Annotated in this window: 9 protein-coding genes and 1 pseudogene; 5 read left to right on the plus strand and 5 right to left on the minus strand. The window is 73.8% G+C overall.

Annotation, left to right across the window (positions count from 1 at the left end; all coding sequences use genetic code 11):
- The first annotated feature begins 133 nt into the window (after positions 1 to 133).
- Positions 134 to 1498, plus strand: coding sequence for a serine/threonine-protein kinase (locus ACIPAE_RS09930; RefSeq protein ID WP_402444142.1), 1365 nt, complete (start codon positions 134 to 136; stop codon positions 1496 to 1498).
- Here the strand turns inward: ACIPAE_RS09930 and ACIPAE_RS09935 are convergent.
- Both ACIPAE_RS09935 and ACIPAE_RS09940 read right to left on the minus strand, forming a co-directional pair.
- Positions 1480 to 2925, minus strand: coding sequence for a hypothetical protein (locus ACIPAE_RS09935; protein ID WP_402444143.1), 1446 nt, complete (start codon positions 2923 to 2925; stop codon positions 1480 to 1482). The two genes, ACIPAE_RS09930 and ACIPAE_RS09935, sit on opposite strands and share 19 nt — an antisense overlap.
- Complete coding sequence (locus ACIPAE_RS09940; RefSeq protein WP_329367211.1) at positions 2922 to 3794, minus strand: class I SAM-dependent methyltransferase; 873 nt, start codon at positions 3792 to 3794, stop codon at positions 2922 to 2924. Before ACIPAE_RS09940 ends, ACIPAE_RS09935 begins: the two co-directional genes overlap by 4 nt.
- Positions 3795 to 4125: 331 nt before the next feature.
- On the opposite strand from ACIPAE_RS09940, the gene ACIPAE_RS09945 reads away from it, so the two are divergent.
- From ACIPAE_RS09945 to ACIPAE_RS09955, 3 genes and pseudogenes are all read left to right on the plus strand, one after another.
- A complete protein-coding gene (locus ACIPAE_RS09945) occupies positions 4126 to 4926 on the plus strand; it encodes a response regulator transcription factor (RefSeq protein ID WP_329367213.1) in 801 nt (266 codons plus the stop codon).
- Between the two features lie 209 nt (positions 4927 to 5135).
- Positions 5136 to 6854, plus strand: coding sequence for a sensor histidine kinase (locus ACIPAE_RS09950; RefSeq protein WP_402444492.1), 1719 nt, complete (start codon positions 5136 to 5138; stop codon positions 6852 to 6854).
- 76 nt (positions 6855 to 6930) lie between these two features.
- Positions 6931 to 10727, plus strand: a pseudogene (locus ACIPAE_RS09955) (glycosyltransferase family 39 protein); the annotation flags it as partial.
- Positions 10728 to 10821: 94 nt separating this feature from the next.
- Here ACIPAE_RS09955 and ACIPAE_RS09960 read toward each other — a convergent pair.
- The 3 genes from ACIPAE_RS09960 to ACIPAE_RS09970 form a co-directional block, all read right to left on the minus strand.
- Complete coding sequence (locus tag ACIPAE_RS09960; protein WP_329367218.1) at positions 10822 to 11283, minus strand: PPOX class F420-dependent oxidoreductase; 462 nt, start codon at positions 11281 to 11283, stop codon at positions 10822 to 10824.
- Between the two features lie 201 nt (positions 11284 to 11484).
- On the minus strand, positions 11485 to 13074 hold the full coding sequence (locus ACIPAE_RS09965) for an MDR family MFS transporter (RefSeq protein ID WP_402444146.1): 1590 nt from the start codon (positions 13072 to 13074) through the stop codon (positions 11485 to 11487).
- A 263-nt stretch (positions 13075 to 13337) separates the two neighbouring features.
- Positions 13338 to 14276 (minus strand): aldo/keto reductase, encoded by a 939-nt coding sequence (locus ACIPAE_RS09970; RefSeq protein ID WP_402444148.1) that lies wholly within the window; start codon positions 14274 to 14276, stop codon positions 13338 to 13340.
- A 60-nt stretch (positions 14277 to 14336) separates the two neighbouring features.
- Between ACIPAE_RS09970 and ACIPAE_RS09975 the strand changes: the two genes are divergently transcribed.
- On the plus strand, positions 14337 to 14534 hold the full coding sequence (locus tag ACIPAE_RS09975) for a hypothetical protein (protein ID WP_328466387.1): 198 nt from the start codon (positions 14337 to 14339) through the stop codon (positions 14532 to 14534).
- The last annotated feature ends 123 nt before the right edge of the window (positions 14535 to 14657 follow it).

Genomic DNA, 14657 nt, shown 5'->3' on the forward strand with positions numbered 1-14657 from the left:
ACACCTCCGCGCAGCTCGCCGCCGTCGTGCCGGTCCCGGTGCCGGTCCCGGTGCCGTGATCGGGTTGGGGGCGGGCGGCGGTCTCTGGGAGGGTGGGGGCGGCTGGTCGGCGGCTTGGGGGCGGGAGTCGGAGTTGGAACGCATTGGTGGGTACAGCGTGGTGCGGCGGCTCGGCGAGGGCGGCATGGGGGTGGTGTGGCTGGCCAGGTCGCGCGGCGGGCGGCTGGTGGCGGTGAAGGTGGCCCGGTCGGAGCTGGCGGCGGACGCGGTGTTCCGGGAGCGGTTCCGGGCGGAGGTGGCGGCGGCGCGCAGCGTCGGGGGGTTCCACACCGCGCAGGTGGTGGACGCGGACCCGGACGCGGAGGCGCCGTGGCTGGCGACCGCGTACGTACCGGGGCCGACGCTCGCGCGGCTGGTGGCGGAGCAGGGGCCGATGGACGAGGCGCGGCTGCGCGGGCTGGGGGCTGCGCTCGCCGAGGCGTTGCAAGCGATCCACCGCTGCGGGCTGGTGCACCGGGACCTGAAGCCGGCGAACATCGTGATGGCCGAGGACGGGCCGCGGGTGCTGGACTTCGGCATCGCGCGGGCGGTGGAGAACACCCGGCTGACGGTGACGGGCACGGCCTTCGGCACCCCCGGGTTCCTCGCGCCCGAGCAGGCGGAGGGGCGCGAAGTCGGGCCTGCCGCCGATGTGTTCGCGCTCGGCGCGGTACTGGTCGCGGCCGCGGGCGGCTCCGCGTTCGGCGGCGGCACCCCGGTCGCGCTGATGTACCGCTCGGTGCACCACGAGGCCGATCTCAGCGCGGTGCCCGAGCGGTTGCGGCCGATCGTGGCGGCCTGCCTGGACAAGGAGCCGGCGCGCAGGCCGGATACGGACCGGCTGCTGGACTGGCTCGACCCGGTGGACCCCTCGGACCCGGCGGACGTGGCGCCGGGCGTGGCCGTCACGGACGCACGTACGGGTACCGGTACGGGTCCGGCCCCGGTCGCCGCCGTATCCGTCCCGCCGGTTCCCCCGATGCCCGGCTACGCCCCCGCGCCTCCCGTGCCCTCCGCCTCGCTGCCGCCCTCGCCGTACGCCCCGCCCTCGCCGTACGCCCCCGCGGCCGGCTACGGCTATGCCGCACCGCCGCCGTTCCCCGCCGCCGTGCCCACGCCCCTCGCGGCTCCCGGCACCGGGTACGCCGGGCCGCCCGTGGACCAAGTCCCACCCGACGCGCCCGAGTTCCTCGCCATGGACCGTAAGAACGCGGTCGTCGCCGACGCCGACGGCATCTCCCTCGGGGTCAACGGCCGTGTCGCGGAGTTCCCTTGGCCGGCGATCCACACCGCCTGGTGCGAACGGGCCACCGGGCGCGGCCATGTGCTGCTGGTGGCGGTGGCGCTGAACGACGGAAGCATCCACTCCTGCGAGGTCGGTACCCGTGACCCGGCCGAACTCACCGCGTGGCTGGCCCACTTCACGGCGCTGATGGCGTACTACGAGCCGGAGGACTGACCCGGCTGCTGCGGCACCCCGGACGCGTCGCCCGCGGCACCCGGCGCCGCGCCGCCGCCCCCTTCGACCGTACCGACCGTCCCCGTAGGCCCAACCGCGGTGGCCGGAAGGGCAGTCGGAGCCGTCACGGCTTCGACTGCCGCGGCCCCGACTGCCGCTGCCGCCGCGCCCGCCGCCGCCACGCCCGCACCCGCCGCCGCCACCACCGTCGACACCGGTGCGGGCCCGTTCGGTCCGTTCGGTCCGGCCGGCGCCTCCGTCGCGTCCCGCCGCTGGAACGACCTGCGCAGCGCCCCCGGCAGCATCGCCGCGGCCAGCCCCGACGTCGCCATCCCGAGCAGCCCCACGACGACCGCGATCTTCGTCCACAGCGATACCTGCGGCAGCACGAACACCGCGATGTCCAGGCCGAAGGAGGCCGCGCTGACCACGGTGAGCGCGGCGGCGACCCGGTTGAGCCGGGTGTCGAGGGCCTCGGCCCGCTCCGAGGCGGCGGCCAGCAGCGAACTGCTCACGTAGCCGAGGAGTTTGTCGGCGCGCTCCTGCGTGTCGTCGAGGCCGATGGTCTGCCGCGCGGCCAGGTAGCTCGCGCGGTGCGCCTGGGAGGACTCCACACGGTAGCTGTCGAGGTGGTGGAAGTCGGCCCACAGGCCGTCGAGGAAGCGGCGGAAGGCGTGCACGCCGGTGTTGGCGGGGTGCGCGTGCGCCAGGTCGCCGAGCACCCAGCGGCCGGCGATGAGCGCCCCGGCGAGCAGGGACTGCTGCGCGACCGCGATGTCGGTCGGCTCGGTCATCGTCAGCAGCTCGGCCAGCGCGGTGTCCGGGTCGCGGTCCCAGGCGTAGGTGTACGGCAGCAGGATGCGGCAGTCCGGGCCCGAAGAGACCGCGGGCACGCGGGAGTCCGGCTGCCATGGCGGGTCCTGGCCGACGAAGTGCGCGTTGTAGCGGGCCGATCGGCGGTCGATCGGTGAACTCGGGCCGGCCACCGCCAGGTCGGGGCGCAGCGCGATGCTGCGGAGCAGGCCGCTGTTGACGGCGGCGGACAGCACGGCGGACAGGATCGGCGCGTCGGTCTCGCGCAGGACCCGGTTGATGTCGGCGTCCAGGGCGTCGAGTTCGAGCAGGTCCAACGCGCGCAGGTCCTGCTCGTGGCGCAGCGCGTAGACCACCAGGATGGTGCCGGCGGCCAGGACGCGGGCGTGGCAGGCGACGACCTCCACCCCGGGCAGCGCGACGGCCGGTCGGATCATGCCGGTCATGTCCAACTCGACGGTGATGTCGGGGTTGTAGGCGAGGGAGCGCAGGCTGCCGAGGACCGGCTGTAACTCGCCGTGGCCGGGCACGGTGAAGGCGTCGAGCGAGGTGGTCGGGGTGCGGTGGTGCAACGGGTAGGCGCGGCACTGGAGATGGAGTACCCCGGTGCTCACGCGACCGCTCCGGACGGCCCTGCCGCGCCGATCGCTCCCCGCGTGCCCGGGGTGCCCCAGGACACGGCCACGTACTCCGGGATGAGGGCGGACTCGGGCACCACCACCCGGTCCAGGTAACGACGTTGCAGATCCTCCGGGCCCTGGTCGTCCAGGGGCGCGCCCAGCAGCGCGGCCAGCTCGGCGTGCGTGTGGTGGCTCGCCTCCTCCGGGACGGACCTGCTGCGGAACCAGGCGCGCTGCTCGGCCAGCACCACGCTGCCCGAGGCCGCCGCCGGCCAGTAGCTCACCGCGGTGACGGCGGTCGTGCCGAACTCCGCGCCGAGCGTCACCACCGCACGCGCGTCGGCGGGCGGCAGGTAGAAGACGACGCCCTCGACGACGTACGCGACCGGCCGACCGGCCGCGACCGCCCGCACCTGCTCCGCCACCGCGGCGCGGTCCGCGGGCACGGCCAGGTCGGCACCGATGTGCCGCACGTCGCGCACCGGCAGCGTCCCGTCCGCGGTCAGCTCGGCCGCCCGCAGCCGCTTCGCCTCGGCCATGTGCGGCAGGTCCACCTCGACCGCGACCGGGAAGCGCAGCAGCCAGGGGTACGACGAGAAGCCCGCGCCGCACACCACCAGCACCGTGTCCGGGTCGGCCCGCAGCGCCTCGGCGAGAGTGTCCGCGATGAACCGGCCGCGGAGCGAGACCACCAGGTCGTCGTGCGGGTAGACGGCGTCGGCGAACTCCTGCCACAGCGCCTTGACGCCCGGCCGTTCCCCCTCGGGAATCCACGCGGCCGCCGGCCCGTCCTGGGCGAGGTCGGGCCGGCGGGCCCGCGACTCGTTGACGAGATATGCCGTCAGTCCGACTCCACCCTGCATCGTGTGACCTGCCCCCGTTCGTGACGTGACGTCATCATGGCTGTCAGCCAGTCGACTTCGTACCTTCGTACCATCGCGGGGTGGGGCGGCCGCAAGGGGGCGCCGGTACGCCGATACGGCGGTAAGCGGCCGCGCCGGTACGCCCGCGCCGGTACGCCCGCGCCGGTACGCCCGCGCCCTCGTACGTGCGCGGCCCGTCCCCGCCCCTGCCTCGCCCCGTCCACCGGCTGGTGCACCCCTGCCCCGCTTTACTCCACCGTCACCGGATTCTCAGAGTTTTCACAGAAACGGATTAAGGCTCCTCTCATAGCCGGTGCACAGGGTGTCCCGTATGCCTTCCACTTCATCGGCGGCCACCCGCTCCACCCACCCCGCCGCCCCCGCGACCCACACCGCCCCCGCGTCCGCCCCGGCCGGCGACCTCGCCCGCCCGGACGGCTCCCCGGTCCGCGTCCTCGTGGTGGACGACGAGGCCCCGCTCGCCGACCTGCTCTCGATGGCCCTGCGCTACGAGGGCTGGCAGGTCCGTACCGAGGGTGACGGCGCGAGCGCGCTGCGTTCCGCCCGTGAGAACCGCCCCGACGCGGTGGTGCTCGACGTGATGCTCCCGGACATGGACGGGCTCGAAGTGCTCGCCCGGCTGCGCCGCCAGACCCCCGACGTGCCCGTGCTCTTCCTCACCGCGAAGGACGCGGTCGAGGACCGGATCGCCGGGCTCACCGCCGGCGGCGACGACTACGTGACCAAGCCGTTCAGCCTGGAGGAGGTCGTCGCCCGCCTGCGCGGACTGCTGCGCCGCTCCGGCGCCGCCGCCATCCGCAACGAGTCCGTGCTCGCCGTCGGCGACCTCGTCCTGAACGAGGACAGCCACGAGGTCAGCCGCGGCGGCGACAACATCCACCTCACGGCGACCGAGTTCGAGCTGCTCCGCTACCTCATGCGCAACCCGCGCCGGGTGCTGAGCAAGGCGCAGATCCTGGACCGGGTCTGGTCGTACGACTTCGGTGGTCAGGCCAACGTCGTCGAGCTGTACATCTCCTACCTGCGCCGCAAGATCGACGCCGGCCGCTCGCCGATGATCCACACCCGGCGCGGCGCCGGCTACCTCATCAAGCCGGGCGAACCGGTGTGACCCGCCCCGCACCGACCGCACCCCACGCGGACGGCCCGGCCCCGCAGGCCGGACCGGGCCCCGGCGCGGGGCCTGGCACGGGCCCCGGCGCGACCCCCGGCACTGGCTCGACCCCCGGCACCGGCTCGACCCGCGCCCCCGGTGCGACGGCGCCCCCCCGCCCGCGCGGCCGGCCGCACCGCGGGCGCTGGGCGCCGCGCCGCTGGTCCCTGCGCCGTCGCCTGGTCGCCTCCTGCGTCGCGCTGGTCGCGGTGGTCTGCGCGGTGATCGGCGCGGTCACGATATTCGCGCTGCACGACTTCCTGTACGGGCAGCTGGACGCCAAGGTGCACGACACGGCGGTGCGCGCCGACGGCCCGCGCCCCGACCAGGCCACCCCCGGCCAGAGCGCCCCCGGCGACCGGGGCGTGCTGGGGCCGACCGGCCACGGCAGGGCCACCGACATGCCCCGCAGCATCCCCTTCGTCTTCCTCGCCGGCGGTGGCCAGCCGGGCGAGACGGTCGCCGCGACCGTCAGCTCCACCGGCACCGTCACCGAGGCCGCAGTCAGCGCCACCAGCCCCAGCACCGGCCAGCTCGTCGCCGACGACCTCACCGCGAAGCAGGCCGCGGCCTTCGCCGGCGTGCCGCACGACGGCAAGCCGCACAACGTGACCGTCCCCGGCCTCGGGGACTACCGGGTCGAGTCGGCCGCGCCCGCCGACGACGGCAGTACCATCCTGGTCGGCCTGAGCACCGCGGGCACCGAGGACACCCTGTCCACCCTCCTGTGGGTGGAGGTCTCGGTCGCCGCCGCCGGGCTCGTTGCGGCCGGGCTGGCCGGCGCCGCGCTGATGCGGATCGCCCTGCAACCCCTGCGCCGGGTCGCCGCCACGGCCACCCGGGTCGCCGAACTGCCGCTGCACCGCGGTGAGGTGGCCCCGCTGAGCCGGGTGCCGGAGTCGGACACCGACCCGCGCACCGAGTTCGGCCAGGTCGGCGCCGCCCTCAACCGGATGCTCGGGCACGTCGGTTCCGCGCTGCACGCCCGCCAGGAGAGCGAGACCCGGGTCCGGCGCTTCGTCGCCGACGCCAGCCACGAACTGCGCACCCCGCTCGCCTCCATCCGCGGCTACGCCGAGCTGACCCGACGCGGCCAGGAGCCGGTCGGGCCCGACACCCGGCACGCGCTCGGCCGGATCGAGTCCGAGGCGGCCCGGATGACCACGCTCGTCGAGGACCTGCTGCTGCTGGCCCGGCTCGACGCGGGCCGCCCGGTCGACCGGACCGAGACCGACCTGTCCCCGCTGGTGGTGGACGCGGTCAGCGACGCCCGCGCGGCCGGCCGCGACCACGACTGGCGGCTGGAACTGCCCGACGAGCCCGCGACCGTGCACGGCGACGCGCCGCGCCTGCAGCAGGTGCTCACCAACCTCCTCGCCAACGCCCGCACCCACACCCCGCCCGGCACGACCATCACCGCGCGGGTGCTGCGCCGGCCGTCCGACGTCGTGCTCCAGGTCCAGGACGACGGCCCCGGCATCCCGCCCGAACTGCGCCGGCACGTCTTCGAGCGGTTCGCCCGCGGCGACGCCTCCCGCTCCCGCTCGGCGGGCAGCACGGGACTGGGCCTGGCCATCGTGCACTCGGTGGTCGCCGCGCACGGCGGCACCGTGGAGGTCGCGTCCGTCCCGGGCCGTACGGTCTTCACCGTCACGCTGCCCGCCACCGAGGTGCCCGCGAAAGGCGGAGCGCCGGGAGTGGGCGGGCCGGAAGCGGGCAGGCCGGGTTCAGGTGCGCCGGGATCAGCTGTACCCGGTACGGCGGCACGCGGTCCGGCCGTGTCCGCGCCCCCCGCAGCGGCCGCGCGGGGTGCCGTCGGGCCGCCCGCGCGCGCCTCACGGGTGACGCATGGCACGCACATCCCACCCGCACCAACAGACTCATAGGTGCTGCTCAGCCTCGACACATCACCATGACAGGACCGTTGTCGAGGCTCGTGGCATGCGAACCACTCTCGGCAATCTGCCCGCCCGTCGGCACCTGCCGGTCACGGCCGCAGTACATCCGTCCGACGCCGCGACCCACCCGACCACCGGCGCACCACGCGTGCCCCCCGTGCCCGTCGCGCCCGTGCTCGACGTCGTCGTCCCCGTCTACAACGAGGAGGCCGGCCTCGGCCCCGGCGTGCGCCGGCTGCACGCGCACCTCGTCGACACGTTCCCGTACCCGTTCCGGATCACCATCGCCGACAACGCCAGCACCGACCGGACCCCCGCGATCGCCGCGCGGCTCGCCGCCGAACTGCCCGAGGTCGAGTCGTTCCGGCTGGAGCAGAAGGGGCGCGGGCTGGCGCTGCGCACCGTGTGGACCGCCTCGGACGCGCCGGTGCTGGCGTACATGGACGTGGATCTGTCCACCGACCTCAACGCCCTGCTGCCGCTGGTCGCCCCGCTGATCTCCGGCCACTCCGACCTCGCGATCGGCTCGCGCCTCGCGCAGTCCTCGCGGGTGGTGCGCGGCGCCAAGCGGGAGTTCATCTCCCGTGCCTACAACCTGATCCTGCGTGGCTCGCTCGCCGCGCACTTCTCCGACGCGCAGTGCGGCTTCAAGGCGATCCGCGCGGACGTCGCGCAGCGCCTGCTGCCGATGGTGGAGGACGCCGGCTGGTTCTTCGACACGGAGATGCTGGTGCTCGCCGAACGCGCCGGGCTGCGCATCCACGAGGTGCCGGTGGACTGGATCGACGACCCGAACAGCAGCGTGGACCTGGTGCGGACCGCCACCGCCGACCTGCGCGGCGTCTGGCGGGTCGGCCGGGCGCTGGCCACCGGGCGGCTCGCGCTCGACCGGCTGCGCAGGCCGTTCGGGGAGGACCCGCGCGACCGCGAACTGCCGGGCGTGCCGCCCGGGTTGGCCCGCCAGCTGGTCGGGTTCTGCGCGATCGGCGTGCTGAGCACGGTCGTCTACCTCGCGCTGTACTTCCTCTTCCGCGGCGCGATGGACTCCCAACTCGCCAACGCGCTGGCCCTGTTGCTGTCCGCGCTCGGCAACACCGCCGCCAACCGGCGGCTCACCTTCGGGGTGCGCGGCCCGGCCCGGGCGGTCCGCCACCAGGCCCAGGGGCTGGTGGTGTTCGCCATCGGCCTCGCGCTGACCAGCGGTTCGCTCGCCGCCCTGCACACCGCGGCGCCGCACCCCGCGCACCGCACCGAACTCGCCGTCCTGGTCGCGGCGAACCTCGCCGCCACGGTGCTGCGCTTCCTGCTCTTCCGCGCCTGGCTCTTCCCCGACCGCACCGACCAGTACGGCCGCGACGCCGGCACCGCCTCCGAGAGCCGTGCCGTCGTGGCCGCCCCCGGCGACCACGATGGACGAGCCGACCGTGCCGACCGTGCCGACCCTGCCGGCCAGGCGGACTTCGACGACTTCGACGACCGCGACGACCACGACCTGAGGAGCGCCCGATGACCTCCCCGAGCGACGCACACGCGCTGGACGGCGTGGCCGGCCTGCCCGGCCCCGCACCCGGTCCTGTCGCCGCCCCCGGCGGCCCGCCCCACGCCATCGACGGCCCCCCGGCCGACGGTCAGGCCGCCGACAGTTCGGTCACCGCGCGGTCGGCCCGCTCCACCCGGCGCCTGCTGCACCGCACCTGGCGCGGCCGCCCGGAGGACCCGACCTGGGCCCGCCCGGCCTTCCTCGCCCTGCTGGCCGCCACCCTGGTGCTCTACCTCTACGACCTGGGCGCCTCCGGATACGCCAACTCCTTCTACTCCGCCGCCGTCCAGGCGGGCAGCCAGAGCTGGAAGGCGTTCTTCTTCGGCTCCTCCGACGCGGCGAACTCGATCACCGTCGACAAGCCCCCCGCCGCGCTGTGGCCGATGGGCCTGTCGGTACGGCTGTTCGGCCTCGGCTCGTGGCAGATCCTCGTGCCCGAGGCGCTGATGGGCGTGGCCACCGTCGGCGTCCTGTACGCGGCGGTACGGCGGCGGTTCGGGCCCGGCGCGGGCCTGACCGCGGGCGCGGTGCTCGCGCTCACCCCGGTCGCCGCGCTGATGTTCCGCTTCAACAACCCTGACGCGCTGCTGGCGTTGCTCATGGTCACGGCGATCTACCTCGTGCTGCGCGCCATCGAGGACGCCCGTACCAAGTGGCTGCTGCTGGCCGGCGCCGTCTTCGGTTTCGCGTTCCTCACCAAGACCCTCCAGGCGTGGCTGATCCTGCCGCCGCTCGCCGTGGTCTACGCGGTCTGCGCGCCCACCCCGCTGCGCCGCCGCCTGCTCCAACTGCTGTACGCCGGCGGTGCGATGGTGCTCGCGGGCGGCTGGTGGGTGGCGATCGTCGAGCTGTGGCCGAAGTCCTCGCGGCCGTACATCGGCGGCTCCCAGGACAACAGCTTCCTGTCGCTGACCTTCGGGTACAACGGCTTCGGCCGGATCACCGGCGACGAGACCGGCAGTGTCGGCGGCGGCGGGGGAGGCGGCGTCGGCAACGGCGGCGGCATGTGGGGCGCGACCGGGATCGGCCGGCTCTTCAACTCCGAGATGGGCGGGCAGATCTCCTGGCTGCTGCCGGCCGCGTTCGTGATGCTGATCGCGGGGGTGTGGATCACCCGGAAGGCCCGCCGTACCTCGGCGACCCGGGCGGCGTTCCTGGTCTGGGGCGGCGCGCTGCTGATGACCTTCGCGACGTTCAGCTACATGTCCGGCATCTTCCACCAGTACTACAACATCGCGCTCGCGCCGTACATCGCGGCGCTGGTCGGGATGGGCGCCTCCCTGCTGTGGCAGCGGCGTACCCACATCGCGGCCGCCTCGGTCCTGGCGGTCACGGTCGCGGGCACGTCCGTGTGGGCGTACACCCTGCTGCACCGCAGCCCCGACTGGCACCCGTGGCTGCGTACCGCGCTGGTCGTGGCCGGAGCGGTGGCCGCGCTGGCGCTGCTCGCGGGCGCGCTCCCGGGGATGGCCACCGCGCGGGCCGGCGCCCGGCTGACGGTGCTGTCGGCCGTGGTCGGTATCGCCGCGGTCCTGGGCGGACCGGTGGCGTACACCCTCGACACCGTGAGCACCGGGCACCAGGGGTCCATCGTGACCGCGGGGCCCTCCGTGCAGGGCGGCATGGGCGGGTTCCCCGGCGGGGGCGGCGGCCGTGGCGGCATGGGCCGGATGGGCGGCACCCCGCCGACCGGCACGTTCCCCGGCGGCGGTACGGGCGGAACCGGCGGAACCGGCGGCACCGGCGGAACCGGCGGGTTCGGCCAGGGCCAGGCGCCCGGTCAGGGTCAGGCGCCCGGTCAGGGTCAGGGCCAGGGCGGCCAGGGCCAGGCGCCCGGCCAGGGCGGGTCCCAGGGGCAGGCGCCCGGGCAGGGCACGAACGGCTTCCCGGGCGGCACCACCGGTGAGTCCCGCTTCGGCGGCGGGAACGGCCGGGGCGGCGCAGGCGGCATGGGCGGCCTGCTCGACGGCGCCCAGGTCAGCTCCGCCGTGAAGTCCCTGCTGCTGAAGAACGCCGGCGACTACACCTGGGTCGCGGCCGCCATCGGCTCGCAGAACCAGGCGAGCTACCAACTGGCCACCCAGAAGCCGGTGATGTCCATCGGCGGCTTCAACGGCTCCGACCCGTCACCCACCCTCGCCCAGTTCGAGAAGTACGTGGCCCAGGGCCGTATCCACTACTTCATCGGCGGCGGCGGCATGGGCGGCGGCTCGATGGGCGGCAGCAACGCGTCCTCCGCCATCAGCTCGTGGGTCGAGTCCCACTTCACCGCCAAGACCGTGGGCAGCACGACCGTCTACGACCTCACGGCGCCGAAGTAGGACGCCCGCAAGCCCGAGCCCGCGGACCGGTCCAGCCGGTCCGCGGGCTCGCTGGTGTTCGCGCGCGTGTTCGTGCGCGTCCTCGTCCTCGTCCTCAGGCGAGGCGGGCCGGGAAGCCACCGGTCGCGATCGGCCCCCACCGCTCGGGGGTGACGCGGATGATGGACTTGCCCTGCCGGACCATGGCCTCGCGGTACTCCGCCCAGTCGGGGTGCTCGCCGGAGATGTTCCGGAAGTACTCCACCAGGGGTTCCACGGACTCGGGGATGTCCAGTACTTCGGCGCTGCCGTCGACCTGGACCCACGCGTCGCCGAAGGAGTCGGACAGCACGATCACGCTGACTCGCGGGTCGCGCTTGACGTTGCGGGCCTTGGCCCGCTCGGGGTAGGTCGAGATCACGATCCGCCCGGAGTCGTCCACCCCGCAGGTGAGTGGCGAGCCCTGCGGGCGGCCGTCCGCACGGGTGGTGAGCAGGATGGCGTGGTGCCGCGGCCGGATGAACTCCAGCAGTTCGTCGAGGCCGACTTTGGTGGTGGTGGCGATGTTGGGAGCCATGACGGCACCTTACGTCGCCGCGCGGTGCGGTCCGTGAAGGAAGTGCGGGTCCCGGCGGCGGCCTCGGCCGTCCCCTGCTCCGGTCGCCGCCGGAACCCTGACCCGTGTCGTGCGTACCGGACCTCTCCGCTGCGGGTGCGGGCCGTACGACCGGGAGTTGTCGCCCCTGCCGGGGCGCTGTGCTGTGCGCTACCTGCTCGGTTACCCCGCCTGGCCGTCGCCCACCCGCGCCGGGGCCTCGGCGGTCTTCACGGCCTGCTGCAACCCGCTGCGGTCGCGCAGCGCCACCTCCTTGACGAAGACCACCAGCAGGAAGGCGATCAGCGCGAACGGGGCCGCGTACAGGAAGACGTCGCCGACGCCGTGGCCGTAGGCGCCCTCCACCACGCCGCGCACCGGCGCGGGCAGCTTGTCGACGTCGGGGATGCCGCCGGAGCCGTCGGCCCCGGTGGCCTTGATGTGCAGCGCGGCCAGGCCGGTGGAGGTGAAGTGGGTGACCCGGTTGCCGAGCACCGCGCCGAGCGCGGTGACGCCGATCGCGCCGCCCAGCGAGCGGAAGAAGGTGACCAGCGAACTGGCCGAGCCGAGGTCGGCCGCCGTCACCTGGTTCTGCACGGCGAGCACCAGGTTCTGCATCATCATGCCGATGCCCAGGCCCAGCAGCGCCATGTAGAGCGCCACTTCGGGATACGCGGTGTCGTGCCGGATCGTGCCGAGCAGGGCGCAGCCCGCGGTGACCAGCAGGCCGCCGGCGACCAGGAAGACCTTCCAGCGGCCGGTGCGGGTGATGATCCGGCCGCTGACCATCGAGGCCACGAACAGCCCGCCGATCAGCGGGATGGTCATCAGCCCGGACACGGTCGGGGTCTTGCCGCGGGCGAGTTGGAAGTACTGGCTGAGGAACACCGTGCCCGCGAACATCGCCACGCCGACGAAGAGGCTGGCGAAGGAGGTGAGGGTGATCGTCGCGCTGCGGAACAGCCGCAGCGGCACGATCGGCTGGGCGGCCCGGGTCTCGACGAAGATGAAGACCAGGCCGAGCAGCAGCGCGAGCGGCACCATCACATAGGTCTGGGTGGACATCCACGGGTAGTTCTGGCCGCCCAGCGAGACCCACACCATCAGCAGCGACACGGCCGCGGTGATGAAGAAGGCACCCGCCCAGTCGATCCGTACCTGCCGCTTGACCACCGGCAGGTGCAGCGTCTTCTGCAGGACCACCAGCGCGATGACCGCGAACGGCACCCCGACGTAGAAGCACCAGCGCCAGCCCAGCGCGGAGTCGACGATCACCCCGCCGACCAGCGGTCCGCCGACGGTGGCGACCGCGAAGGTGGCGCCGAGGTAGCCGCTGTACCGGCCGCGCTGCCGGGGCGAGATCATCGCCGCCATGATCACCTGGGTGAGCGCGGACAGCCCGCCCGCGCCGATGCCCTGCACCAGCCGGCAGGCGATCAGCATGCCCGGGCTGTTCGACAGCCCCGCGACCATCGACCCGGCCACGTAGATCACCAGCGCGAGCTGGATCAGCAGCTTCTTGCTGAACAGGTCGGAGAGCTTGCCCCAGATCGGCGTGGTCGCGGTGACCGCGAGCAGCGAGGCGGTCACCACCCAGGTGTACGCGCTCTGGCCGCCGCCGATGTCGGAGAGGATGCGCGGCAGGGCGTTGGAGACGATCGTCGACGACAGGATCGCCACGAACAGGCCGATCAGCAGACCGGACAGCGCCTCCATGATCTGGCGGTGCGACATGGGTGCGGACGTCTCGGCGGTCGGGGTGGGTGTCGCCATCGGCTCGGTTCGCCAGCCTTCCTCTTGGTTGCCTGAAGCAACCATAGGAGGAAATGGTTGTATGACACAAGTGCTGTGAGCCGACTGAGAGCAAGGTCACGACAGAGCAATCGCCCGCCCCCGTGGCGGGAGCGGGCGAACGCTGGTGCGGGAAGGGCGCGCGGGAAGGTGTGCGGGAAGAGGAGGCGCGCGGGAAGGGGTGCCTGGAGCGGCCGCCGTCAGAGGGTGGTCAGGACAGCACAGTGGTCAGGACGACGTGGCGGTCAGGACGCCGCGGCGGTCAGCGCCGCCACCTCCGGGTCGGTGAGCTTCAGCTCGGCCACGGCGGTCAGCGCCGGCACCTGCTCGGCCGTACGCGCGCTGGCGATCGGCGCGACCACCGTCGGCTGCGCGGCCAGCCAGGCCAGCGCGACCGTGCCGACCTCGGCGTCGTGGGCGGCGGCGATCTCGTCCAGCGCGGCCAGCACCTTCGGGCCGCTCTCCGTGTCGAGGAAGCCCGCGGCGCGCTCGGCGCGGGCGCTGTAGACCTCGGTGGCGCCCGAGCGGTACTTGCCGGTGAGGAAGCCGGAGGCGAGCCCGTAGTAAGGGGCGGTGGACAGGCCGCGGGCCGCCACCAGGTCGGCCAGCGGGCCCTCGAACTCGTCGCGCTCGACCAGGTTGTACTTGGGCTGGATGATTTCGTACCGCGCCAGGCCCTCGCGCTCGGAGAAGTCCAGCGAGGCGGCCAGCCGCTCGGCCGAGATGTTGGAGGCGCCGATCGCCCGGACCTTGCCCTCCCGCACGAGGGCGTCCAGCGCGGTGATGATCTCCTCGACCGGGACCTCGGGGTCGTCGCGGTGCGTGTAGTAGAGGTCGATGTGGTCGACGCCGAGCCGGCGCAGCGACGCCTCGGCGCCCCGCTTGATGGTGTCGGCCCGCAGCCCCTTGAAGTCCTGGTGGCTGCCGACCTTCGTGGCGATCACCACGTCGTCGCGGCGACCGCGGCGGGCCAGCCACGCACCGATGATGGTCTCCGACTCGCCACCGGAGTTGCCCGGCACCCAGGCCGAGTACACGTCCGCGGTGTCGATGAAGTCGCCGCCTTGCGCGGTGTACGCGTCGAGGACGGCGAAGGACTGCGCCTCGTCGGCCGTCCAGCCGAAGACATTGCCGCCGAGGGACAGGGGGAAGACGTCGAGCGCCGAGTTGCCGATACGTGCCATGTGCTGATGCAACAGCCGGGGGGTGCGGGTTATTCCGCCGACACGCTAGGGTCAGGCGGCATGTCGAACTCCTCGCCCAACCCTGACAACAACTACGACCCGGCCGGCAGCACCCAGATGTTCCGCGCCTTCGTCGACGAGCAGCCGCCCGCCGTACAGGTGCAGCGTGCCCAGGGCCGCAGCCGCGCGGGCCTGATCATCGGTGTGATCGTGGTCCTGGTGGTGATCGTGGGAGTGGTCGCACTCGCCATGAAGTAGCGGCGGGTCCGCCGGACATCCGGCGACCACTCCCCCCTCCTACGCCTCGCATCCTCTGGTCGGCGTTCCTCCTCGCTCCCTGCGCGGACGACCTCGTGCCTCGGTCGGCCACTCCGGGAGCTC

This window comes from Streptomyces sp. NPDC087270 (assembly GCF_044744625.1).
GTDB lineage: Bacteria > Actinomycetota > Actinomycetes > Streptomycetales > Streptomycetaceae > Actinacidiphila.